This is a genomic window from Streptococcus mitis (assembly GCF_047464965.1).
Lineage (GTDB): Bacteria > Bacillota > Bacilli > Lactobacillales > Streptococcaceae > Streptococcus > Streptococcus mitis_DU.
The window spans coordinates 132,083-155,876 of the sequence record NZ_JASHAT010000006.1; the positions used below are offsets into that span (position 1 = coordinate 132,083).

At 36.2% G+C, this 23,794-nt stretch carries 34 protein-coding genes and 1 tRNA gene; 28 read left to right on the plus strand and 7 right to left on the minus strand.

Annotation, left to right across the window (positions count from 1 at the left end; genetic code table 11):
• Nucleotides 1-82 precede the first annotated feature (82 nt).
• The 9 genes from QM408_RS05440 (at nt 83) to QM408_RS05480 (ending at nt 6,930) form a co-directional block, all read left to right on the plus strand.
• Nucleotides 83-1,156, plus strand: coding sequence for an N-acetylmuramoyl-L-alanine amidase family protein (locus QM408_RS05440; RefSeq protein WP_414373861.1), 1,074 nt, complete (start codon nt 83-85; stop codon nt 1,154-1,156).
• Between the two features lie 262 nt (nt 1,157-1,418).
• Entirely contained in the window at nt 1,419-1,718 is a 300-nt protein-coding gene (locus QM408_RS05445) for a DUF4651 domain-containing protein (protein WP_004241576.1), read from the plus strand.
• Nucleotides 1,715-2,032: a thioredoxin family protein gene (locus QM408_RS05450; protein WP_261014566.1), complete on the plus strand. Its 318-nt coding sequence runs from the start codon at nt 1,715-1,717 to the stop codon at nt 2,030-2,032. Before QM408_RS05445 ends, QM408_RS05450 begins: the two co-directional genes overlap by 4 nt.
• 14 nt (nt 2,033-2,046) lie before the next feature.
• Nucleotides 2,047-2,673 carry a YtpR family tRNA-binding protein gene (ytpR, locus tag QM408_RS05455; protein WP_414373864.1) on the plus strand — a complete coding sequence of 209 codons (627 nt, stop codon included), beginning with the start codon at nt 2,047-2,049 and terminating at the stop codon, nt 2,671-2,673.
• Between the two features lie 41 nt (nt 2,674-2,714).
• Nucleotides 2,715-3,476, plus strand: coding sequence for an SDR family NAD(P)-dependent oxidoreductase (locus QM408_RS05460; protein WP_000165331.1), 762 nt, complete (start codon nt 2,715-2,717; stop codon nt 3,474-3,476).
• Between the two features lie 75 nt (nt 3,477-3,551).
• The gene (locus QM408_RS05465; protein WP_000282464.1) at nt 3,552-3,947 is read left to right on the plus strand and encodes a single-stranded DNA-binding protein; all 396 of its coding nucleotides are present in this window, start codon (nt 3,552-3,554) and stop codon (nt 3,945-3,947) included.
• Between the two features lie 155 nt (nt 3,948-4,102).
• Nucleotides 4,103-4,387 carry a co-chaperone GroES gene (gene groES, locus QM408_RS05470; protein ID WP_000917337.1) on the plus strand — a complete coding sequence of 95 codons (285 nt, stop codon included), beginning with the start codon at nt 4,103-4,105 and terminating at the stop codon, nt 4,385-4,387.
• Between the two features lie 15 nt (nt 4,388-4,402).
• Nucleotides 4,403-6,025, plus strand: coding sequence for a chaperonin GroEL (groL, locus tag QM408_RS05475; protein ID WP_070526425.1), 1,623 nt, complete (start codon nt 4,403-4,405; stop codon nt 6,023-6,025).
• A gap of 137 nt (nt 6,026-6,162) precedes the next feature.
• Nucleotides 6,163-6,930 carry an epoxyqueuosine reductase QueH gene (locus QM408_RS05480; protein WP_414373867.1) on the plus strand — a complete coding sequence of 256 codons (768 nt, stop codon included), beginning with the start codon at nt 6,163-6,165 and terminating at the stop codon, nt 6,928-6,930.
• A 70-nt stretch (nt 6,931-7,000) separates the two neighbouring features.
• Here the strand turns inward: QM408_RS05480 and ntdP are convergent, their stop codons facing one another.
• From ntdP to QM408_RS05515, 7 genes are all read right to left on the minus strand, one after another.
• Nucleotides 7,001-7,534, minus strand: coding sequence for a nucleoside tri-diphosphate phosphatase (gene ntdP, locus QM408_RS05485; protein ID WP_000775316.1), 534 nt, complete (start codon nt 7,532-7,534; stop codon nt 7,001-7,003).
• 88 nt (nt 7,535-7,622) lie between these two features.
• Nucleotides 7,623-8,399, minus strand: coding sequence for a recombination regulator RecX (gene recX, locus QM408_RS05490; RefSeq protein ID WP_414373869.1), 777 nt, complete (start codon nt 8,397-8,399; stop codon nt 7,623-7,625).
• A gap of 89 nt (nt 8,400-8,488) precedes the next feature.
• Nucleotides 8,489-9,655: a tyrosine-type recombinase/integrase gene (locus tag QM408_RS05495; RefSeq protein ID WP_261029966.1), complete on the minus strand. Its 1,167-nt coding sequence runs from the start codon at nt 9,653-9,655 to the stop codon at nt 8,489-8,491.
• 311 nt (nt 9,656-9,966) lie between these two features.
• Entirely contained in the window at nt 9,967-10,731 is a 765-nt protein-coding gene (locus QM408_RS05500; protein ID WP_261029968.1) for a type II toxin-antitoxin system PemK/MazF family toxin, read from the minus strand.
• A 188-nt stretch (nt 10,732-10,919) separates the two neighbouring features.
• Nucleotides 10,920-11,459: a hypothetical protein gene (locus QM408_RS05505; RefSeq protein ID WP_125451457.1), complete on the minus strand. Its 540-nt coding sequence runs from the start codon at nt 11,457-11,459 to the stop codon at nt 10,920-10,922.
• A 48-nt stretch (nt 11,460-11,507) separates the two neighbouring features.
• Entirely contained in the window at nt 11,508-11,777 is a 270-nt protein-coding gene (locus QM408_RS05510; protein ID WP_084950623.1) for a DUF4177 domain-containing protein, read from the minus strand.
• Nucleotides 11,778-11,782: 5 nt separating this feature from the next.
• Nucleotides 11,783-12,328 (minus strand): helix-turn-helix domain-containing protein, encoded by a 546-nt coding sequence (locus QM408_RS05515; protein ID WP_223340825.1) that lies wholly within the window; start codon nt 12,326-12,328, stop codon nt 11,783-11,785.
• A gap of 170 nt (nt 12,329-12,498) precedes the next feature.
• Between QM408_RS05515 and QM408_RS05520 the strand changes: the two genes are divergently transcribed.
• The 19 genes from QM408_RS05520 to QM408_RS05610 all read left to right on the plus strand — a co-directional run bounded on the left by QM408_RS05520 (nt 12,499) and on the right by QM408_RS05610 (nt 23,648).
• Nucleotides 12,499-12,687: a hypothetical protein gene (locus QM408_RS05520; protein WP_004237029.1), complete on the plus strand. Its 189-nt coding sequence runs from the start codon at nt 12,499-12,501 to the stop codon at nt 12,685-12,687.
• 238 nt (nt 12,688-12,925) lie between these two features.
• Nucleotides 12,926-13,531, plus strand: coding sequence for a Rha family transcriptional regulator (locus QM408_RS05525; protein WP_261029970.1), 606 nt, complete (start codon nt 12,926-12,928; stop codon nt 13,529-13,531).
• An 11-nt stretch (nt 13,532-13,542) separates the two neighbouring features.
• Entirely contained in the window at nt 13,543-13,803 is a 261-nt protein-coding gene (locus QM408_RS05530) for a hypothetical protein (RefSeq protein ID WP_261029972.1), read from the plus strand.
• 320 nt (nt 13,804-14,123) lie between these two features.
• Nucleotides 14,124-14,429: a hypothetical protein gene (locus QM408_RS05535; protein ID WP_261029974.1), complete on the plus strand. Its 306-nt coding sequence runs from the start codon at nt 14,124-14,126 to the stop codon at nt 14,427-14,429.
• Nucleotides 14,386-14,589: a hypothetical protein gene (locus tag QM408_RS05540; RefSeq protein ID WP_025170925.1), complete on the plus strand. Its 204-nt coding sequence runs from the start codon at nt 14,386-14,388 to the stop codon at nt 14,587-14,589. The genes QM408_RS05535 and QM408_RS05540 overlap by 44 nt, the downstream gene beginning before the upstream one ends.
• Nucleotide 14,590: 1 nt before the next feature.
• Complete coding sequence (locus tag QM408_RS05545) at nt 14,591-14,806, plus strand: hypothetical protein (RefSeq protein ID WP_125451452.1); 216 nt, start codon at nt 14,591-14,593, stop codon at nt 14,804-14,806.
• Nucleotides 14,803-15,060, plus strand: a complete 258-nt coding sequence (locus QM408_RS05550) for a hypothetical protein (RefSeq protein ID WP_261029975.1) — start codon at nt 14,803-14,805, stop codon at nt 15,058-15,060. The genes QM408_RS05545 and QM408_RS05550 overlap by 4 nt, the downstream gene beginning before the upstream one ends.
• 46 nt (nt 15,061-15,106) lie before the next feature.
• Nucleotides 15,107-15,388, plus strand: coding sequence for an XRE family transcriptional regulator (locus QM408_RS05555; protein WP_261029976.1), 282 nt, complete (start codon nt 15,107-15,109; stop codon nt 15,386-15,388).
• Nucleotides 15,375-16,235, plus strand: a complete 861-nt coding sequence (locus QM408_RS05560; RefSeq protein ID WP_261029977.1) for a conserved phage C-terminal domain-containing protein — start codon at nt 15,375-15,377, stop codon at nt 16,233-16,235. The genes QM408_RS05555 and QM408_RS05560 overlap by 14 nt, the downstream gene beginning before the upstream one ends.
• A gap of 11 nt (nt 16,236-16,246) precedes the next feature.
• Nucleotides 16,247-17,092 carry an ATP-binding protein gene (locus QM408_RS05565; RefSeq protein ID WP_261029978.1) on the plus strand — a complete coding sequence of 282 codons (846 nt, stop codon included), beginning with the start codon at nt 16,247-16,249 and terminating at the stop codon, nt 17,090-17,092.
• Between the two features lie 5 nt (nt 17,093-17,097).
• A complete protein-coding gene (locus QM408_RS05570) occupies nt 17,098-17,253 on the plus strand; it encodes a hypothetical protein (protein WP_000344069.1) in 156 nt (51 codons plus the stop codon).
• 89 nt (nt 17,254-17,342) lie between these two features.
• On the plus strand, nt 17,343-17,537 hold the full coding sequence (locus tag QM408_RS05575) for a hypothetical protein (protein ID WP_045605734.1): 195 nt from the start codon (nt 17,343-17,345) through the stop codon (nt 17,535-17,537).
• A 76-nt stretch (nt 17,538-17,613) separates the two neighbouring features.
• Entirely contained in the window at nt 17,614-18,480 is an 867-nt protein-coding gene (locus QM408_RS05580) for a phage major capsid protein (RefSeq protein ID WP_371483760.1), read from the plus strand.
• A gap of 10 nt (nt 18,481-18,490) precedes the next feature.
• Nucleotides 18,491-19,042 (plus strand): hypothetical protein, encoded by a 552-nt coding sequence (locus QM408_RS05585; RefSeq protein WP_261029980.1) that lies wholly within the window; start codon nt 18,491-18,493, stop codon nt 19,040-19,042.
• A gap of 362 nt (nt 19,043-19,404) precedes the next feature.
• Nucleotides 19,405-19,815 carry a DUF722 domain-containing protein gene (locus QM408_RS05590; protein ID WP_076984226.1) on the plus strand — a complete coding sequence of 137 codons (411 nt, stop codon included), beginning with the start codon at nt 19,405-19,407 and terminating at the stop codon, nt 19,813-19,815.
• A gap of 375 nt (nt 19,816-20,190) precedes the next feature.
• Nucleotides 20,191-21,384, plus strand: a complete 1,194-nt coding sequence (locus tag QM408_RS05595; RefSeq protein ID WP_125451444.1) for an Ntn hydrolase family protein — start codon at nt 20,191-20,193, stop codon at nt 21,382-21,384.
• Nucleotides 21,384-21,551, plus strand: a complete 168-nt coding sequence (locus QM408_RS05600) for a hypothetical protein (protein ID WP_185760381.1) — start codon at nt 21,384-21,386, stop codon at nt 21,549-21,551. The genes QM408_RS05595 and QM408_RS05600 overlap by 1 nt, the downstream gene beginning before the upstream one ends.
• 611 nt (nt 21,552-22,162) lie before the next feature.
• On the plus strand, nt 22,163-23,518 hold the full coding sequence (gene rlmD, locus QM408_RS05605; RefSeq protein ID WP_023948262.1) for a 23S rRNA (uracil(1939)-C(5))-methyltransferase RlmD: 1,356 nt from the start codon (nt 22,163-22,165) through the stop codon (nt 23,516-23,518).
• Between the two features lie 58 nt (nt 23,519-23,576).
• Nucleotides 23,577-23,648, plus strand: a tRNA-Glu gene (locus tag QM408_RS05610).
• Nucleotides 23,649-23,794 lie beyond the last annotated feature (146 nt).

Genomic DNA, 23,794 nt, shown 5'->3' on the forward strand with positions numbered 1-23,794 from the left:
TTGATTGCATATTTAGGATATGAGTTGCAAAATAAAAACATAGTGATATAATTAACATAAAAAATCCTAAGGAGGATCTACGATGAAAAAAATCACATTATTTGGTTTGTCTCTAGCTGGTCTAGCTTTGCTAGTTTCACCTCATTCAGGGCAGGCATTTGAGCTTAAAGAAGAATGGGTTGTTAAGTGTGGAGTGCAGTATCAAGATGGCAAGATTCTTCGGTTTAACAATGGTCATGAAGTGGATATCAAAGTCTTGGATTTGCCAAAAACCGAGAAAATCGAGTGGACAGTTAGTCTCAATGGTCAAGATCAGACTGTCAATTTCCTAGGTCAAGAAAAGGACAAGTCTATGATTGGTATAGAAGGGCGTTACCTGAATTTCTATGTTCCATATGGCTATAGAGGAGATATTAAGGTAGAAGCTAAGAGCGGAAACGAAGTGAAGACCTGGTCAACGAAAGTTGTGGATGATATTCATAATGATAGTGGAAAGAGAGGCTACTACCGTATTGAAGAATCGAATGATCAATACACTTACCTCGATGCTAAATGGGATTATCAAACCAAGACTTACACTGCTACCTTACCAGAGACTGTCAATGGTCAAAAAGTCTTTGCTTGGACAGATTATGACAATGGCGAGTTGAAACTTGAAAAACTAAAGTCTATCAGTCATAAATATGATGGAGGATCTTTCAAAGAACTTTATCCGATTGTAAAAGCAGAAAGCTGGCTAAAATCAAACCAAAACTGGTACTATCAAAAACAAGGTCAATTAGTACAGAATGCTTGGGTTAAAGACAAGGGAACTTGGTACTTTATGAATGATAAAGGAGTCATGTTCAATCAAACTTGGCTTTATCAAGGTGGCAACTGGTATGCCTTTAAATCATCAGGAGCCATGATTGCGAGTGACTGGCTTTACGACCAAGGCAAGTGGTACTATTTATCAACTTCAGGAGCCATGAAAGCAAGCAATTGGGTTTATGACAAGGGAGAATGGTATTATGTAAGTTCTTCTGGTGCCATGCTAGCGAATGATTGGGTCAAAGATAATGGCAAGTGGTATTATCTAGCTTCATCAGGTAAGATGCTTCGCAATACCTACACACCTGATGGTTACTACGTTGGCAACTCAGGCGCCTGGCAATAAGAATAATACTCTTCGAAAATCTCTTCAAACCACGTCAGCGTCATCCACAACCTCAAAGCAGTGTTTTGAGCTGACTTCGTCAGTTCTATCTACAACCTCAAACTACAACCTCAAAGCAGTGCTTTGAGCAACCTGTGGCTAGCTTTCTAGTTTGCTCTTTGCTTTTCATTGAGTATAAGAAGTCCTTTTCCTTAAAGGAAGAGGCTTTTTACTTGCTTTTCTGCTGCTTCCTCATTTGTCCTAAAGCCTTTTTTGTGTTAAAATGAATGGTATGAAAGCTAAAAAAATGTGGATAGCAGGTCTGGCTCTGCTAGGTATTGGAAGCCTTGCTCTTGCTACGAAAAAAGTTGCAGATGACCATAAGCTCAGGAAGACTCAGGAAGAGTTGACAGCGATTGTACGAGACCATTTTTCAGACATGGGGGAAATTGCGACCCTCTATGTTCAAGTCTATGAAAGCAGTCTAGAGAGCTTGGTTGGTGGCGTCATTTTTGAGGATGGCCGTCATTATACCTTTGTCTATGAAAATGAAGACCTAGTCTATGAGGAGGAAGTCTTATGATACAACCAGCAAGTATAGAAGAATTAGCATCTTTAGTGAGAAAAGATGGGAAGAAGGTCTTTCTTTTTGTGGCGGACTGGTGTGGCGATTGTCGTTATATCTATCCTGCCTTGCCAGAAATTGAGGAGACCAATCCAGAGTTCACCTTTATTCGAGTGGATAGAGACCAGTATATGGATTTGGCCAAACTCTGGGATGTATATGGAATTCCTAGCCTTGTTGTTCTAGAAAAAGACAAGGAAATTGGTCGTTTTGTTAATCGCGACCGTAAAAGTAAGGAGCAAATTAACGATTTTTTAGCAGGACTGAAATAGGAGAAAAGGAAACAATGATTTTTACATATAATAAAGAACATGTCGGTGATGTCCTTATGGTCGTCGTGAAAAACAGCGGAGATGCCAAACTAGATGTGGAACGCAAAGGCAAGGTAGCCCGTGTTTTCCTCAAAGATAATGGGGAAACAGTGGCGTGGAATATTTTCGAAGTTTCAAGTTTGTTTGAAATTGAAGAGCGCGGTCAAGTCTTTTTGTCTGATGAACAAGTAGCTCGTTTGAACCAAGAATTGCAGGCGGAAGGTTTTAAAGAAGAAATTGTCAATGACAAGGAACCTAAGTTTGTTGTTGGTGAAATTGTCGAGATGGTAGCCCATCCTGATAGTGACCACCTTAACATCTGCCAAGTTGCAGTCGCAAGTGACAAGACAGTGCAAATCGTTGCAGGGGCTCCCAATGCGCGTGTCGGGTTGAAAACCATTGTAGCTCTTCCAGGAGCAATGATGCCCAAAGGGAATCTCATTTTCCCAGGTGAGCTTCGTGGTGAAAAGAGTTTTGGCATGATGTGTAGTCCTCGTGAACTTGCCTTGCCAAATGCTCCGCAAAAGCGTGGTATTATTGAATTATCAGAAGACCAAGTTGTTGGAACTCCATTTGATCCAGCTAAACACTGGACTACCTAGGAAGTTGTCAGTATCTGATAGACCAGCTAGAAGGAAATAAGATGACAAAAAATGTTGTGATTACAGGGGCGACATCAGGAATCGGTGAAGCGATTGCGCGTGCTTATCTGGAGCAGGGTGAGAATATCGTTTTAACAGGTCGACGGACAGATAGACTAGAAGCCCTTAAGTCGGAGTTTGCAGAAGCCTTCCCAAATCAGACAGTTTGGACTTTTTCGCTAGATGTCACAGATATGACCATGGTAAAGACTGTCTGCTCTGATATTCTAGAAACGATAGGTCAGATTGATATTCTGGTCAATAACGCAGGTTTGGCTCTTGGCTTGGCTCCATATCAAAACTATGAAGAGTTGGATATGCTGACCATGTTGGATACCAATGTCAAAGGTTTGATGGCAGTCACTCGCTGTTTCTTGCCAGCAATGGTAAAAGCCAATCAAGGACATATCATCAATATGGGCTCAACCGCAGGAATTTATGCCTATGCGGGTGCAGCAGTTTATTCAGCTACCAAGGCAGCGGTTAAGACCTTTTCAGATGGTCTGCGAATTGATACCATCGCAACGGATATCAAGGTGACGACTATTCAACCGGGAATTGTCGAAACAGATTTTTCTACGGTACGTTTTCATGGTGATAAAGAGAGAGCTGCGTCCGTTTACCAAGGAATAGAAGCCTTGCAAGCTCAGGATATTGCAGACACAGTAGTCTATGTGACCAGTCAACCTCGTCGTGTGCAGATTACAGATATGACCATTATGGCCAATCAACAGGCGACAGGTTTCATGGTTCATAAAAAGTAAAAAATTTCCTCGAAAAGTTACAAATTTCTGTAACTTTTTTGATTTTCTGCGAATAGATAAGTAGGAGGAAAAAATATGTATAATAAAGTTATCATGATTGGGCGTTTGACGTCTACACCAGAATTGCACAAAACCAACAATGACAAGTCAGTAGCGCGAGCAACTATCGCTGTGAACCGTCGTTACAAAGACCAAAATGGGGAGCGCGAAGCTGACTTTGTCAATATGGTTCTATGGGGCAAACTAGCAGAAAGCTTGGCAAGCTACGCAACCAAAGGAAGTCTCATTTCAGTGGATGGAGAATTACGTACTCGTCGTTTTGAGAAAAATGGTCAGATGAACTATGTGACTGAAGTCCTTGTGACAGGATTCCAACTCTTGGAAAGTCGTGCTCAACGTGCCATGCGTGAAAATAACGCAGGCCAAGACTTAGCGGACTTGGTTTTGGAAGAGGAAGAACTACCATTTTAAGCATTAAAAAGTCTGAGTTGGTCTCAGGCTTTTTATCTTGAGAAAGTCAGACTTTTTTCTTGACTATTTCTGACCAAGTGATACAATAGAACTATGAATTAGCACTCAAGTGTAAAGAGTGCTAATGATATCTATCTCATTATGGAGGAAATCAGATGTTGAAACCATTAGGGGACCGTGTGGTCTTAAAAGTAGAAGAAAAAGAACAAACTGTTGGAGGTTTTGTCCTCGCAGGTTCAGCCCAAGAAAAAACCAAAACAGCTCAAGTTGTGGCTACTGGACAAGGTGTTCGTACCTTGAACGGTGACTTGGTTGCTCCAAGTGTTAAAGCTGGAGACCGTGTCTTGGTTGAAGCACACGCAGGTCTTGATGTCAAAGATGGCGATGAAAAGTACATCATCGTAGGCGAAGCTAACATCTTGGCTATCATTGAAAAATAGAAGGAGAAAGTAAGTATGTCAAAAGAAATTAAATTTTCATCTGATGCCCGTTCAGCTATGGTCCGTGGTGTCGATATCCTTGCAGACACTGTTAAAGTAACCTTGGGACCAAAAGGCCGTAATGTCGTTCTTGAAAAGTCATTCGGTTCACCCTTGATTACCAATGACGGTGTGACTATTGCCAAAGAAATCGAATTGGAAGACCATTTTGAAAATATGGGTGCCAAATTGGTATCAGAAGTAGCTTCTAAAACCAATGATATCGCAGGTGACGGGACTACGACTGCAACAGTCTTGACCCAAGCTATCGTCCGTGAAGGAATCAAAAACGTCACTGCAGGTGCCAATCCAATTGGCATTCGTCGTGGGATTGAAACAGCAGTTGCTGCAGCAGTTGAAGCCTTGAAAAACAATGCTATTCCTGTTGCCAACAAAGAAGCTATCGCTCAAGTTGCAGCCGTCTCTTCTCGTTCTGAAAAAGTCGGTGAATACATCTCTGAAGCTATGGAAAAAGTTGGCAAAGATGGAGTCATCACTATCGAAGAGTCACGTGGTATGGAAACAGAGCTTGAAGTTGTTGAAGGAATGCAGTTTGACCGCGGTTACCTTTCACAGTACATGGTGACAGATAGCGAAAAAATGGTAGCTGATCTTGAAAATCCATACATTTTGATTACTGATAAGAAGATTTCAAATATCCAAGAAATCTTGCCACTCCTAGAAAGTATTCTCCAAAGCAATCGTCCACTCTTGATTATTGCGGATGATGTAGATGGCGAAGCTCTTCCAACTCTTGTTTTGAACAAGATTCGTGGAACCTTCAACGTGGTAGCAGTCAAGGCACCTGGTTTTGGTGACCGTCGCAAAGCCATGCTTGAAGACATTGCCATCTTAACAGGCGGAACAGTTATCACAGAAGACCTAGGTCTTGAGTTGAAAGATGCTACAATTGAAGCACTTGGTCAAGCAGCGAGAGTAACTGTGGACAAAGATAGCACGGTTATCGTAGAAGGTGCTGGAAATCCTGAAGCGATTTCTCACCGTGTTGCAGTTATCAAGTCTCAAATCGAAACCACAACTTCTGAATTTGACCGTGAAAAATTGCAAGAACGCTTGGCGAAATTGTCAGGTGGTGTAGCAGTCATCAAGGTCGGAGCTGCAACTGAAACTGAGTTGAAAGAAATGAAACTCCGCATTGAAGATGCCCTCAACGCTACTCGTGCAGCTGTTGAAGAAGGAATCGTTGCAGGTGGTGGAACAGCCCTTGTAAATGTTATCCCTGCCGTAGCTGATTTGGAATTAACAGGAGACGAAGCAACGGGTCGCAATATTGTTCTCCGTGCTTTGGAAGAACCTGTTCGTCAAATCGCCCACAATGCAGGATTTGAAGGCTCTATCGTTATCGATCGTTTGAAAAATGCTGAAGTTGGTACAGGCTTCAATGCAGCAACTGGCGAATGGGTCAACATGATTGAAGAGGGAATCATCGACCCAGTTAAAGTGAGCCGTTCAGCTCTACAAAATGCAGCATCTGTAGCCAGCTTGATTTTGACTACGGAAGCAGTCGTAGCCAATAAACCAGAACCAGCAGCCCCAGCTCCAGCAATGGATCCAAGTATGATGGGTGGGATGATGTAAGCTTTCTATAGAAAACAACTTATAAAAAACACAAAAGGAGGGAATGGCTATTCCTCCTTTTTATGATATTCACTTCTAAATTGATTTGAGCTCTCCTAACTTATATGATAAAATAAGACTAGAAAAAGGAGAAGAACATGATCGATGTAGAAGAAATTCTGAGCAAGATGAACCCCAATCAGAAGATTAATTATGACCGTGTCATGCAGAAGATGGTACAAGTATGGGAGAAAAATGAGCAACGGCCAACCATTCTCATGCATGTTTGCTGTGCCCCTTGCAGTACCTATACCCTAGAATATTTGACCAAGTATGCAGACGTGACCATTTATTTTGCCAATTCTAATATCCATCCCAAGGCAGAATACCATAAGCGTGCCTATGTGACTAAAAAGTTTGTCAGTGATTTCAATGAGCGGACAGGAAATACGGTCCAGTATCTAGAAGCTCCCTACGAACCAAATGAATATCGTAAGTTAGTCAGAGGAATGGAAGAAGAACCAGAAGGTGGCGACCGTTGCAAGGTTTGCTTTGACTATAGACTGGATAAAACAGCGCAAGTGGCTATGGACTTGGGATTTGACTACTTTGGCTCAGCTTTGACCATCAGTCCTCATAAGAATTCTCAAACCATCAACAGCATTGGAATCGATGTGCAAAAAATTTATACAACCCACTATCTTCCAAGTGATTTCAAGAAAAATCAAGGCTACAAACGTTCGGTAGAGATGTGTGAAGAGTATGATATCTATCGTCAATGTTATTGTGGATGCGTCTATGCAGCCCAAGCTCAGAATATTGACCTGGTTCAAGTTAAGAAGGACGCCACAACGTTCTTGCTGGATAAGGATGTTGAAAAAGACTACTCCCATATCAAATTTACAGTTACAAAATTAGATATATAAGGATAAGCCCAGCTGTCAAGCTGGGTTTTTAAAATAAAAAAACCGGGGTCTTAACCCCAGTTTGACAACTTTACCGATTCTTTAGTTCTACATAGCGCTTGTACCAAATGTTTACATAGGCTTCTGAGAAAGGACCACGTCCATTGTTAATCCAATCAACAAGAATTTTGACATGTTCTTTTAAAATATAGTCCAAGTCATCAGAATAATTCATTTTGCGTTTGTGACGCTCATACTCCTCAACGTCCAAGAGACGTTTCTCTCCATCTGTAAAAATTTTAACATCCAAATCGTAATCAATATACTTCAGTGCTTCTTCATCCAGATAGTAGGGGCTAGCCATATTGCAATAGTAGGAAATTCCATTATCGCGAATCATGGCAATGATATTAAACCAATATTTCTTGTGAAAGTAAACAATAGCCGGTTCTCGAGTGACCCAACGACGACCATCACTTTCGGTAACCAGTGTATGATCGTTGACACCAATAATGGCGTTTTCTGTTGTTTTTAGTACCATGGTGTCCCGCCAAGTTCGGTGGAGACTCCCATCATGCTTATAACTTTGAATTGTAATAAAGTCGCCTTCTTTTGGAAGCTTCATAACTAACCAACTTTCTACAATTTATAAGTTTATCATTTACTATTGTATCATAAAATTACCTAAAATCTGTGAATTTTACATGAAAATATTAAAGATATTCTCTGAGAGCGCTTGCTATATCCGAAAAATCGTATCCTTTTCGTGCTAAAACTTGAGTTAAACGCTGTTTAAGTTCGTATCCTTCATATTTTCGGGCATACTTAGCATATTGCTTATCAAGTTCCTTGAAGATGAGTTCCTGAGTCGTTTCTTGGTCAACTTGACTATCCAACTGATCAAAGGCACTTTTAGCATCAGAATAGGAAAATCCCTTGTTGGTCAAGTTCTGGATAATCTTATCTTGCAAGGCACGAGCTGGAAGTTTTCCTTCATATTTTTTCAATAGTTTATTAGCTACACGTTGAGCAACTTCCGAAAAATCAAATTCTTTCAAGGTCTCCTCTATAGTAGATTTTGAAATCCCCTTTTGTACTAGTTTCTGAGTCAGTACATAAGGTCCCTTGTCTCCTGAAAGTTGATTAGCATTGATGATAGCATAAGCGTAATGGCCATCATTAATCCAATTATCTTCTTTAAGATTAGCAATGACTTGGGAAGCTATGTCTTCATCAATATCGTATTTTTTCAGATATTCTCTGACTTCTTTTTCAGTGCGAGCTTTAAAGGATAGGTGGTAGAGAGCTAGATTCTTACCGTAAGAAAATTGGGCAAAGTCCTGAATCTCTTTCAATTCTTCTTCGCTTATCACCTTATCTCTTGATAACATAAAACGAACAATAGTATCTTCAGTAATGTAGCATTTGTCGCCATTATCAAACTCCATCAGATAGAGTCTTTTTTTCTTTTCAAGTTTTGTGATTTTCATAGTTCTATTATAACTCAAAATGTGAGAAAAAGCTGAAACCCCTTGATATAGCCGTTTTTTGTCCCTTAATGATGAATTTTAAGAACTTTTTAGGAACTTTGTAGATTCTCAATGGCTTTTTCATAAAAGGAAGTCGCCTTTTTCTTATTGTCTTTGGATAGATGACTATAGATATCCATAGTCATTGAAATTTTAGAATGGCCGAGCCGTGTTTGGATTTCTTTGTAAGGCAGTCCTGCATTGAGCAATAGACTAGCGTGGGTGTGTCGGAAAGCGTGGAAACTCAAACGAGGACATCCAGCCAGTTTTAAATGCTTTTCTAGCCTAAATCTGAGCGCTCCAGCTTCTCTATAGTTGTCAAAGGTATCAGAGAACACTTTTTCAAAAGTCATCCCTATTTCCCTACCTATTTGGGATTGTCTTGCTTTATAGAGCCGAAGCATGAGTACCGTTTTGGTATCCAGTGCTATTTCTCTGATACTACTTTTACTTTTAGGGCTAGTGATTTCTTTTAGGATGTTCAAAGTCTTCGTAACTGAAATACTACCGTTTTGTAGGTCAATATCAGACCATTTCAAGGCTAGACACTCACGAATACGCAAACCAGTCGCTAGGAGTGTCTTATATAAAACCGTATCGGAGAAATTTTTGTAAGTGTTTGGCAACTGATCCAGATAATCTAAGAATTTTTTCAAATTGTCGTCATCCAGATATTTCAGTTTTTGCCCTTCTTTGGGTTTGCGACGTGGGACGATGATATCACTAGCTGGATTTGAAGCAATGACTTGCAAGGAAACGGCATAGGATAATATGCGTTTATTTAAGGCATGGAGTTGATTATATTGCTGATAACCTTTTCCTAGTTGATTGTAATCTATTGCCCACTGGTTTACCTGGTGCTGAATGATTGGGGGCGTTAGTTTATCTAGTTTGTAGTCTCCAAAGGCTGGTAGGAGATACTTTTTTATGTTGTTTTTTGCGCCTATAAGGGTGCTATGTTTGACTGTATGGCAATAATTTTCTAGCCAGAGTTCTGTTAATTCCTGATAGGTGGTAACGTTAACGACTTTTGTAACTGTTGAGTCGTTTTTTTCAAACTCTACCTTGGCTTGGATAGCCTTGCTTTTGAGTCTGTTCTTGGTTATGTCTGAAATAGTTGTCTTGACTTTCTTACCTGTTACGGTATCGATACCAAGATAAACGCTGGAACGGTAAACTACTGATCCATCTTTCTTTTTGTACTCTGTAATCTTCATGGTCTTACTCCTTTTCCATCAGCAGGCAAGCAATTAGAAAAGGTTTTGAGTTTATACCATGCTAGGGGCTACGAGAAACCCCTTATTTTCGATTTTAAGCAGTCAGACGGTAAATTGTACCAGAATAGAAAACAAGGTGAATATGAGGGAGTTTTTTATTTTAAGTTAAGTTTACTAGAATATAAAAAGAAAAGTAGCCGTATCAAATACGGCTACTATCACGTTATGGATCTAAAATCCAAATGTAAACTTTATGGAGCTAAACTCCTAATAGCTGTATTATAATATAATTATTAAAAAATGTCAAGAGATTAGAAAAGGTATAATTCTTTTAACTTTTCGTTAATTTTGTCCAATGTGTTATCAGATACTTTTATTTTTCCGATTGGATCTAATCTATTTTTCTTTAAAATTCTATCTTTGCTGATTGTTTGAAGGTTATTACACTTGGCATAAGAACGCTTAATGTATTTTTTGTAGTATTGAGTTAATTCAAGAACGTCATTTATTTCTGATTGTGTCTGTTTAAGGTTATCATCGTCTATTATCTTAGGTTGAATTATTTCGTTTGAAAATTGTTCTGTATAAGCTTGGTAGACATCCGATAAGGCAGCTTCAGTAATTGCATTATTGGAATCTAAATATTTTAGGTAGGCAAATAATTCTTTGTGTAATTTTTCAATATATTCATCAAGCAAAATAGAAGGATATTCCGCAATGACTTCGTCTATGAGTACAGTATCTATTTGATTTTTAGATGTTAGAGGAATTACTGTAAGTGTTTTTTTATAGGGACTATCTACTTTGTCTAAGACAATAGCCCAATGATTATTTGATAATTCTCCGCCTATATTTACACCGAACTCTACGAATACCAGAGAACCACGACTGAATTTCCAATATTTTCTTTTTTGAGTCTTGGCTTCAAATAAGAATTGTTCAGATTGTCTTTTAACTGCTGGTGCAAGAAATCTGTATTTAGAAGATGTATGCTTTGCTTTACCAAGTTTATAGAGTTTTTCAACTTCTATGTAGTTTTGTTTGGTTTGTTCAAAATATGGATTTTCTTTGTTCATTTTAATTCTCTCTATATATGCCCACGATTTCGCCGATGGTTTAGAAGATATTAGTCATCTCTATTTGTCAAATCTGTCGTTTTTTGCGCTTTAGTCTGTAAAATCGGCTTTCTATTCTTCAATTTCCCCTGTTTTTGCACAATAGACCGTTGAAAGAGGGGTTCTATTGGCGAATATGGGGGAGTTTTTTAATTTACGATGATTTCTCCAACAGGGATAAAATCTTTTTGTTTTGAAGATTTTGCGATTAAGTCGTATTGATCAGCGGATTTTTCATATCCAAGGGAAAGAGTAGTATTGTCGTCTGGTAATTTTTTAGCAAACTCAGATATAGACATCCGAAATACGGTAATTGCATTTTGCTGATTAGTTGTAGCAGAATTTGAATTAATTGCGTCCATAGTCTCTTTTGCGCTATCTTTAGCCGTTCCAGTTAGCAAAATCATGATTGTATCATGCGGTTCGGATGAATCTGAATCGAGTACGTTATTTTGAATTTTAACGCTTATTGCGCCAGTTGATTCAGGATCTAATTTTGATTTGATTTCAGAAATTAGATCATCGTATTTACTGTTATCTACTTTGGCTTTTGTGTTTGTTGAAGTAGTATTTTTTTGCTCCGTTTTTGGTTGCTCCGAGCTATCTTTGGTAGTTGATTGATTGTTAGAGCAAGCTACTAGAACGGTAGCAGAAAGTAAAATAGCTGATGTGCTTAGTAATTTTTTCATAAGTAGCCTCCTATATGCTGATGTTTTCTAATAAAAGATGGGGAATTTTTATAGAATTTTCTCAAAAACCATTGTGGCTTGGATACGGTCACCACCACCTAATCCTTTACTTCCACCATTGGCGGTTGTGATTGTATGCAGGCGGTAGCCTTTTGAAGCTTGTTTATTGATAACATCTTCTAATTCTGTAAGGTTTCCTGATCCAGTACCGAAAAACTTTTCTTTTAAAGTTACCTGGAGTACAACGTAGTGTAGTCCATTTACTTCAGATGCAGTAGAAAAGCTTCCTTCTTGTTTTACAGTGTCAAAAAATCCCATGGGGTTTACTCCTTTTCTTTGTCTCTATCAGATAGTTTTTGAACTAAATCAAAAGCTATTTTTTTATCATAGTCATTTAAAGAAATATAGTTGATTAAAATATCTGCAAAATTTGTATTGTTCTCTTTATCAGCATTTATTAGTTCTTCAATTGTAAACATATACGATGGGATATGATTAAGCAATCCTTTTCCAAAATTGTTATACTTTACAGGATTATTTATATGTTCTTCAACGTTTTTGTACGCTGAACTAAGTTCATTTATTTTTTCAATATCTATATCATTAAGTAATTTTTTAAATTCGTTACTTTGGATTATTTTTAAAATATTTTGTTCATCTTCGTGCCCTAATAAGTAAGCGACACTTACTCCGAAGTGATCAGCTAAAGCTGACCATATATTTTCATCTCTAGGTTTTCTAATTTCATTTTCGTAGTACATTAGTTGACTATCGGATACTGTTATATCGTATTCTTCTTTCAAAATGTTTTTGAGTTTATTTAAAGATATTTTTTCTTTCTCCCTCAGTTCTTTAAGTTTAATTTTCATGTGATACCACCTAATTCAAGTACTTTTTGAATTGATTATATCATAGTAAAAAAATATTATCTACAAAAAATTCTCAAAAAAAGAACAAAAACGCTTGACATTCTCAAAATAAGATTATATAATCAATTTGTTCTTGAAATGAGAATAAAAAAGGGAAAGGAGAAAGAAAAATGCTTATCACACAAGAACAGGCGAAAGCATTAAGGAGGAAAAAAGCTGATTTGCAACTAAAAAATTATGAACTAGCTCTAGAAATTGGTGTAGCGTCTAGAACAGTTCCTAAAATTTTGAAGGGAGATTATAAAGCGCCCAAAAGAATATATGCTAGTGTTATGGAGTGGCTTGCCAAAGATTATTAGAAAGGAGCGAACCAATCGTAATACTACTCTACATTTATAGATTTCTCATGTGGTGCTTTACCACTGGGGAATGATAAACGGATCTAGCTAAATATTCGCTAGTGTAATTTGCTTGTTACCTATAGCAGTATCAAGGGTTTGTAGGGGTTCATATTCTCCGATTTTACCCTACTTTAATGCTTTACCTTGGTACTGTTTTAGGTGGCAAGCACTGACAAAAGAAGAAAGGAGCGAACCAATGGAACTGGTTTACATGGACGGCAAGAAAGAGCCGTATACTACGAGCGAGATTATCGCTGAATGTGCTGAAGTACAGCACCACACTATTACACGCTTAGTCAGAGACAATAAAGCTGATTTTGAAGCGTTGGGAATACTTGGATTTAAAATCCATAAATTAGATAAGAGAGGGCAACCGAAAAAAATCTATCTTCTGAATGAGCAACAAGCTACCTTGCTGATCACTTATCTAAAGAATACCGAACCAGTACGGCAATTCAAAATGAACCTAGTCAAAGCATTCTTTGAAATGCGTGATGAACTTTCTAAACGCTATCTTCAATGGGAACTGGAAAAGCCAAAGCGTAAAAGTTTAACTGAAGCTATTCAAACATGGGAGAAAGCACCTAAGCATGCCTATAGTACCCTTACAAACCTACTACTAAAGGGAGTGACAGGAAAGAATAAAGCGCAACTCATGAAGGAGCGAGAAAGTAAGAACGGTATTGATGGCTTGACAAGTGTAGAGCTGACAAACTACCAACGTTTGGAAGATATGGCAATAGCTATGATTAACTTGAATAGGGGGTATTCAGAAATTAAGGAATTAATTTTTAAAGTATAGGAGTATAGAAAATGGAAAATGAATTTAAGACAGTTACAAATGCCAAGGGGTTAGAAATTCCTAAGTATCCCAAGGATTTTAAAAAGCTAGTTGAGAAAGACAGACAACTAGCCGAATATCTTTGTATGAACTACGAGAACTTGGACAGTGAAGACCTGGGCGCATTTCTTGAAACGGTGGAGCAGGGATTCAGTTGGATTCTAGATCTTATCGAAAGCAAAGACTTGCTTTATAAACCACAGTCAGGTAGTAATTATGCAAAAAGAAAATAAAAAAATCACTTGCTCAAATTTTGGTCAAGGCGAGCAAGCGACACAATTCAGAGTATAGAAATTTTTTCTATGCTTTGATTATAGCAGAAAACAGCTATTTTATCAAATGCAAACGAAAAACCGAAGAGCAGGCAAGCAATTAGAAAAGGTTTTGAAATCAAGCGCTGACAGGGTGATTCTAAGGCCTTGTTTAGCTGAAAGATGGGTAATTACTCACGAAACACCGCTACAAGCGTTCGCCAACTTGGGGCAATCGCCCAGCGTTTGGAGTGGTGCTAATTACGTATAGGAAACAGGAAAAAAAGGTACAGGAAAACAATATGGCATTAAACATAAAGGAAATTCAAGAGCAAGGTGGCAGACTTGGAGATATGCTCCCCAGAATTGAATTAGTAAGACAGTTGAGCAATTCGCTGATAATGGCGAAAAATAACGGAGCAGATACTGCTATCTTATCAGGACAGATGAAAGAGGGTTTGGCCGTTATTCGTGACCAGATGGAACAACTCTATAGAGAGTTGGACGGGATTGCAGTTTATCTCCTTAATTGTGAGAATTTTGAAGAATTGGGGTACAAGTCAGATGAAAATTCCAGATGTAATGAAAATGACTCAAGTAGAAATTGATGATTTTATGGCAGATTTAAAGGTTAACAATCCAAATCTATTACAGTTTATTATTGATTTTTTAGATAACAAAGTATCTATCAAGGAAGTTGAAGCTTTCCAAAAGATGGAACATCAAGCCCAACAGTTATATATAAAGAATTACAAAGCGAGGGCATAGCATGAATGAACTAGATTTAAGTAATACACAGGCGCTTATTTTTACCGTGATTTTGATTGGCTTTCTAATTTACCTAAACCATCGAGACCGCAAAAAGAGCGCTCAAATGGAGCGAGAAAACAGGAAACTAGGAGAAAGTCCTAGCGGGAGTTTAAGCCCAGATTATGGGCGGTATATCCAGCTTGCAGGTATCAATAAACAAGGAGCGATTAAATGACTTGTGAAGTAAATTTATATACTGATTTTAAAGAGAAGCTAGAAAAGCCCAGTTTAACTAAAGAGGATTTTATAAATTTGTATATAGGTAATATAAAAAATCTATCAACAATTTTAGGAATATTAGATAATGAACTTTCGGATAAAGAGATAAGATATAAGGTCCTTAAAACTATTGAGATGATCATAAAGGATCAGGAAGATATTTTACATAGGGCAATAAAAGGGCAAATGATATTTCATAAACCAGCCTAGAAAAAGAGGAATAGAATGAATTTAACACTGAAAGGGGTGGAAGGATATGTTTAGTTTGAGTAAAGAAAGCGAACACGATTTAACCAATAGAATAAGCACAGTAGTAGAAAACTATCTAGCAGTCCGAGAAAGACCTAAACCACGACTAACTGGTTTAATGTCAGCACAGGAAGCCATGGACGAGTTAGATATAAAATACAAAACCTTGCAAAAGTGGGAAGGTGCAGGACTAAGACGTTACCAACCACCACTAGAAGAGACTAGAAAAGTCTATTACAAAGTTACGGATATTTTGAAGTTCCTGGGGGTAGATGATGGCAAAGACTAAAATATATTTTTGGTTAAAAGTTGACAAGAAGTTTTTTGATAATCTTTTTATTAAACGACTTAAAAATATGCCTGGTGGCTACACTATGACAGTGATTTATATCCGTCTTATGTTGGAAAGTTTAGAAGATGATTGTATTTTGTACTATGAAGGATATTTTGATAGTTTGGTGCAGGAATTAGCTTTAAAGCTGGATGTTTCTGAAGATGATATAAATATGACAGTTGCATATTTTACAAAATGCGGACTAATTCAGATCGATGATGATGGCCATGCTACATTATCGCAAGCAAAAGCCATGGTTGAGAGTGAAACAAACTGGGCGAAATATAAGCGAGACCAAAGAAAAAATAGTCAAGATATACCAAAATTGGAGAATGTCCAAAGTAAAGAGACTTTTTCCAACTCATGTCCAACAGAGATAGAGAAAGAGAATAGAGTTAATAATAAGAGTAATAATTTATATTTAGATAATATATTGTCGGGAAATCCCGACTTCACTTTTCCTACTTGGCTTGAAGAAACAGGTATAAAAGATTTAGAGAAAACAAAATATAAAGAACTTTGGATTCCTATTGTTTATCTGAATCAAGTAGCTAATAAGAGGTATAAGTTTGTTGATAAGACAAAAAGGCTTTTACTAGCACGATTCAAAGAAGGCTATACACTTGAAGATTTTAAACAGGTGATAGATATTAAAACGGCAGAATGGAAGGATAGTCCTGAATTTTCTAAATATCTGAGACCTGAAACACTTTTCGGATCTAAGTTTGACGGTTATTTGAATCAAAAGCCTAAAACCATAAAAGGGAAGTCAGAAGATAACTTCCCAGATCTACCATTTTAGGAGTTGCAAGGATGAAGGAACAATTTAAAGAGTTCAATAACAGAAAAATATCAGATAAAGTTTGTAATATTCATCAGGTAAATTACTGGGAAATTTCTATACCTGTAGTAGGGAGTTCAGAAAGAAAAATACAACCATTTTGCCCGGAGTGTGTGAAGGGGGATATTAAACAAAAAGAGAAAGACCTATTACAGAGGTTTGATGATAGACAAAAATATTTTAAAACTTATGATGTATTAATGCGTGATAGTACAATTCCTAAAGAGTTAAAGGGAGCGACATTTGATAATTTCTTTGTTAAGACTACAGAGGAAGGTCAGATGTTAGAGTTTGTAAAGGAGCAAGCCCAGAAGTACCTTGGAGGTATGACAGGAAATACTTTAATCAGCGGTAGCACAGGAATAGGAAAAAGTCATTTATCGCTTGCTCTGGCCAAAGAAATCAATGATAGTTTCAGAGAGAAGAACGATCCTAAGAGTGTCTTATTTGTCAGTTTAACCGAGATTATCAAGCAGATAAAAGAAGGATGGGCTTATGGAAGAAATGCAAACTTAACAGAGTATGAGGCAGTCAAAAAGTTAGTTGATGTTGATTTTCTAATTATCGATGACTTGGGGGCAAAAAATGGAACAATTACTCCTAAGAGCGACTGGGAACAGGATTTCTTGTTTGATATTATTAATAATCGAGAAACTACGATTTTCAACACGAATCTAGATAGCAGTGAATTGCGAACGGTTTACAATGCTAGAAACTCAAGTAGAATTTTGAAAGGTTTAGAGGGGAACACTTTTAAGGCTTTCACAATAAAAGATAAGCGATATACGATTAACACAGTGAGGGGAGAGAAAGGTTAATAGATATGGATGAAATGAAATTTTCAACAGAAAAAGGCTTTATTGTATACGAAAAATGTGGTATAATAGAGATAGAAAAAGTTCCAAGATTTGGAGAGATAACTTTAGTCTACTCAGATGGGAAATTTACTCACCTAGTCAAAAAAGAAACTAAAAAATAAGTCTATTGAGAACAACTCAGGGGCATACCGTAAGCATATGATGCTAGTGGTATGTCCCTTTTTGCTTGAGAAGAAAGGAGGTGAAGAAGATGACGGTAGATACTTCATTAGGGTATGTGGTAGCTAGTAAGTTTTCTATTGATCCAGAAAAAAGACAGAAAATATTTTCAAAATGTAAAAATGAAGATAGCAGTTTAGAAAGTGGGAACCATGAAATACTAGAAAAATATGCTGACGAAAATACAAAATCAACAGTTAGAAAAAATGATTTTAAAAGCTCGTAGAGTTCTAAAAGAAAAGCTAAGAGCTAAGAGCTAAGAACTTTAGAAAAAATTATAAACAACGAGGAGCAATAAAGAGATAAAGGAGTATAAAATGGCTAAAAAATTTAGTTTGGTAGAAAAGTATGTAAGAAGTAGAGGAATGAGTATTGATGATGAAAAATCAAAAACAGGTTTAATATTATCACAAGATATAACAAGTATCTATGACGTTCCTGAAGAAGGAAAAGAATTAGTGGATCTTGTTAATGTGATTGAGTATACGGGTACTGGTGGGACATATGAAACTGTAGGTTTTGATGATGAACATCTATCAGAACTTGAATCAGAAGAGTTTAGAGATAGTAAAAGTGTAGAACTTAGAAAAAAACAGATTAGAACCAAGTTTGAACACAAGACATTTTCAGGCCGTATTTCCTTATCGTCTGAACAAGTTGATGATGGAGAATATAATATATCAGACTTCTTAAGTAACAAAATTACCCGTCTTTGTCGTAAAACTCGTAATATTGAAATTGGAAAAATTCTAAAAGAAGCACCTGAAAAAAATGTTTCTAATTTTGACGAATTGAAAGATACAATAAACGATTTGAATCCCGAACGTCATAATACTCTTGTATTAAGTCAGTCACTATTTAAGTTTTTAGATAAAGAGAAATCTAGCGAAGGAAATTATATTTTAAAAATTAACAAGAAGGAACAATACTCAGAAAACTTATACGTTGATGATGTTATTGTTGTATCTGATGAAGTACTAGGAGTAAAAGGCGATAAAGTTGCTTTCGTTGGGGATTTGTACAATTTCGCTACTTTATTTGAAAGAAATAAAAATAGCTTACGTTGGGTAAGTGAATCCGTTATTTATGGAATGAGTTTAATGCTTTATACTCGTTTCGTTGTGAAGAAAATTGAAACGGATTGCGCTTTCTTTATAAAATGGAATTAGGAGATAGGGGATGGATATTAGAGAAGTATTATCAACATTAGAAAATCTTGATGATAAAAAAGATAAGATTGCAAAAGCAAGAACAAAGTTGGAAGAAAAAAGAAAAACAATTACTGGAGAGAAGAAGATTTCATTTGATAATATTGATTCTTTTCTTGAGGATAATGCTACTTCTTTAGAACAAATTACTAAAATGAGTGAATCAATCAATCTTTTAGAGAAAGAATATGATACTTATTTCTGGGAGGCAAAGGCAGCGATATTTGAATATATCTTTAAAGAGACTAAGCGAAGAGCTGAAGAAAAGAAAATCTATAAACGTTACCAGAAGAAACTTAGGATAATTTTAGATGCCTTCGATGAAATTCAAGCACTAAAGAAAGATGTAGAAGAAATACATAAAGGCGTAGTTGGAGAAATAACTCAGGAGCATTCTCTTGCAGTATATCGGACAGAAGTAAATCCAACAAGTATCCTTCCGTTCTTAAATCCTGATGTCAGTGGGCATATGAATTTTTCTAAGGAATATCGTGAGATTAAAGAGTATTTAGGTAAAGAGTAATTCATTAGAAACAAGGCTGATTTGAATATCAAGAAATTGATAGCTATATCAAAAATGGCCTTGTTTTTAATTTCAGTAAATTAGTTTCACAAAATGAAGAAAGCATAAACTAAAATAGAGTATAGGCTTGGAAGCCATATATATCAGTAAGTTACAGAATGGAGTGAGTTTCACAGAATGTAAGATAAGAGAAACTGGGGATTAAATTATAGGTATACTTCTTTAAATTGTCATATTGAAGAGTTGTCAAACTTAAAACAATGACACCTGGTAAGTGGAGTGTTGAAAGGCTTTTAAGCTTTTGTCAATTTGACAGAATGCAAGATAAGAAAATTTTAAAATTGAAGTGGAGGTACTTGACTATGTATGAACTGAGTAACAGAGACCTGGACGGGATAGATATTGAGTTAGGACGATATAGAACGCTTGCTAATAAAATTTATTTGAGAAGACAGGAACTGATACATAATAAGAAACATAGCACTGAAGATTATACTGGTGGGAAAGGCAAGACAGTATCTAGTCCTACTGAAGCGACAATCATTAGAATTGAAGAAGACCAAACACTAAGATATTTAGAAGGTTTCAAACTAGTTGTAGATACCTTGATGGAAAACTTAATTGAAAGTGATCTAGTAATTTTTAAAATGAGATATTTAGAAGCTGGTGCGACTTGGGAAGACGTGGCAGAGAAACTAAATAAAACTACTCGTTATATAAATAGCCGTAGAAAGGTAATCGCTAAAAGATTTATAGAACTGAAAGGATATTGACTCCCCCCACGTTGAAAAAATTTTTTTGAATACTTTGGGAACCGGTGAAGGGAACTTTTTCCAAGTCGGAGACCTCCAGACAAAAAGGGGGTAAAAACTTGTTGATTTATAAGGTGAAGGCTAGTTTTTTGAAATTAAACATATGCATTCAAAAGTCATTGAAATAAATGAGGAGGTTAAACTGAAAATAATTTTTCTAGATTAAATTGAAGCTATGATATATTGTTAGAAATTGGAGATGTGTTCGCATAGTTAAAAGAATGTACTTTTAGTATGAATTGTATTATAATTAGTTAAAGGGAATTGTTGTATAAATTGAAAAATATTTAATGATTTTTAACTGTTAAGTTATGTAAAATAATTGGAGGCTCAATTTTGACTGCAGAAATTGGAATACTAAATAAGAATGGAGTTGTTTTAGCTGCAGATAGTGCGGTGACTTTATCTGACGGGGTTAACTCCAAAGTGTTTAATAGTGCTCGGAAATTATTTACTTTATCTAGAGTACATTCGGTTGGAATTATGATTTATGGAGATGCCTCCTTTATGGGAGTACCGTGGGAAGTAATCATAAGTGAGTATAAAAAGTCGATTGGTAATGAAGTGTTAGGTGACACAGCAAGGTACATTGAAAATTTTGTTGATTTTTTATTACAATTTATGCCGATACAAAATAATGATGCCTTGATTAATTATATAACTAGACAGACTAAAAGTTATTTAAAAATAATACACGAGAGTACCCAAGAAGTAGCTGACTATAGATCATCTCAGGGAGAAGTAATAACTCTAGAAATTTTTAAGAATATTTTATGGGAAACTATAGAAGAATATTCAAATGAGATCTCAAAATCAATATCTGAAACTGAATTTGAATATTTAGATGGCGAACTTAATTTAATACGGGAACAACTAGATGAGTATTTCGACAATAGTGAATACTCCGATGAGCAACTAAACTCTTTAACTAAAACATTATACCAAGCAATGCTAGTTGGTTTTGATAGAAATTCTGTGACAGGATTGGTAATTGCTGGGTATGGTGTTGAAGAAATTTTTCCATCCCTTAGACAAATAGAGTTAAGTGGTATATTTGCTAAACGTCTTGTCTGGCGTGTAATTACCGAGAAAGAAATTAGCCAAAATGTTGCTTGTCATATTATTCCCTTTGCTCAATCTGAAATGGTAGATACTATAATGAATGGCATAGATCCAATGTTAAACGCATTTATAGGACAACAAATTAATGAAATTTTGGAAAGTAATAATATATCGGATGCACAGGAAGAGTTGTTTGAAACTATCGCTAGAGTCCAACAACAATACTATATCAATCCAATTTTTGAGTTGATTGGGATGCAACCTATTGATGAGATGGCTTCTACTGCAAAAACATTCATTGAGTTGACTTCTTTTAAGAGAAAGATTGTGAATACACTTGAAACAGTTGGAGGACCAGTGGATGTTTTAGCTATTTCTAAAGGTGAAGGTCCTATCTGGATTGAAAGAAAACACTACTTTAATATTGAAAATAATATTGATTATAAAATTAGAAAGGGTGATATATAATGTATGTAGCAAATTTTTCAAAAGAACAACATGGATTCCTAGATAAAAAAATATATCAGAAACTTTCTCAAAGTAATGTTGGTAAAAATTTTTTGGAAGTATATAAAGAGATAGACACTAAACCAAAAAATCAAATCAGTAATACTCTTGTTGATAAGTCTATCTAAAATGAAAACACTTAGATTGTTCTAAGTGTTTTTGCTTAAATCTGATTGTTACAATGATTTTAAAATAAAAAGAGATTTATAATAACAACTTTATGTTAGCGCTAGGATAAGTTTTTACTATATTTGATTAATTATTAAAGAAGAAGGAAAAACACAGTTTTAAAATACTAAACTTACAATCAAAAAAGAATATAAGCTAAACTTTGAAGATTAAAGAACAGGTACATATAGAGTTCCAATATAAGAGAACAGATACGAAATTAAATTTATGCTATTGTTAGATTTTAGATTAGAAGATGAAGAGTATTTAGAATACTTCATGCAAACTAATAAAACAAATATTAAAAGATGTGCAATAGCTTCCTGTTAAATAGAAACAAAAAAGCACGTTTGACCGTGCTAGTTTCTTGCCTGCTGAACTCATCATATAGTATAGTGGCTCCTTTGTGGGGCTTTTTTTGTGAACATTTTTAGGAACTTTTAAAGAATTTAAAGAAAATATAAGGAAATATGATTTTAAAGAAAATCAGGAATATCAAGGCCTTTACTTACTAATGAAATATAAAAATCAAGCGGTAGCGGAATAACTCAAAATGTGATAAGATAGGGGTATGAATCTGAAAGTGAAACAAAAAATACCATTAAAAATCAAGCGCATGGGAATTAATGGTGAGGGAATCGGCTTTTATCAAAAAACCTTAGTCTTTGTGCCTGGTGCTCTCAAAGGTGAAGATATCTATTGTCAGATTACTTCTATTAAACGTAACTTTGTAGAGGCAAAACTACTGAAGGTCAACAAGAAGTCTAAATTCCGTGTTGTGCCTGCTTGTACTATTTACAATGAATGCGGAGGCTGCCAAATCATGCACCTGCATTATGATAAGCAGCTGGAGTTCAAGACGGACTTACTTCACCAAGCGCTAAAAAAATTTGCCCCTGCAGGATATGAAAACTATGAAATCCGCCCGACGATTGGAATGCAGGAACCCAAGTACTATCGTGCTAAGTTACAATTTCAGACTCGAAAATTTAAAAATCAGGTCAAGGCAGGTCTGTATGCACAAAACTCTCACTATTTAGTAGAGTTGAAAGACTGCCTGGTACAAGACAAGGAAACCCAAGTGATTGCTAATCGTCTAGCAGAATTACTTACTTATCACCAGATTCCAATCACGGATGAGAGAAAAGTTCTAGGTGTTAGAACGATAATGGTCCGACGAGCAAGAAAGACTGGACAGGTTCAGATTATTATTGTTACAAACCGTCAGCTTAATTTAACCCAACTAGTAAAAGACTTAGTTAAAGATTTTCCAGAAGTTGTGACAGTGGCTGTGAATACAAATACAGCTAAAACCAGTGAAATTTATGGTGAAAAGACAGAGATTATCTGGGGAGAAGAGAGTATTCAAGAAGGTGTACTCGATTATGAATTTTCACTATCTCCTCGAGCTTTCTATCAACTGAATCCTGAACAAACAGAAGTCCTTTATAGCGAGGCAGTAAAAGCGCTGGATGTTAGTAAAGAAGACCATTTGATTGACGCATATTGTGGAGTTGGAACAATTGGTTTTGCCTTTGCAAAGAAAGTAAAAACACTCAGAGGTATGGATATTATTCCAGAAGCTATTGAAGATGCCAAGCGAAATGCTAAAAGAATGGGATTTGACAATACTCATTATGAAGCTGGAACGGCAGAAGAGATTATTCCTCGCTGGTATAAGGAAGGCTACCGAGCAGATGCTCTGATTGTGGATCCACCACGTACAGGTCTGGATGATAAGTTATTAGATACTATTCTTACCTATGTACCAGAAAAAATGGTCTATATTTCTTGCAATGTTTCGACCTTGGCTCGTGATTTAGTACGTTTAGTAGAAGTCTATGATCTCCATTATATCCAGTCGGTCGATATGTTCCCGCATACAGCTCGAACGGAAGCTGTTGTAAAATTAATAAAAAAAGTTTAAAAAAAGTGTTGACAAAGTTTGAAAAGCCAGTATAATAGTAAGAGTTGAAAACAACTCTGGTCCGTTGGTCAAGGGGTTAAGACACCGCCTTTTCACGGCGGTAACACGGGTTCGAATCCCGTACGGACTATGGTATGTTGCGGATGGCACACTTGATGAAAAAAGATTAAAAAAGTTTCAAAAAAGTGTTGACAAGCGAAAGCGACTGTGATATACTAATATAGTTGTCACTTGAGAGAAGCAAGTGACAAAGACCTTTGAAAACTGAACAAGACG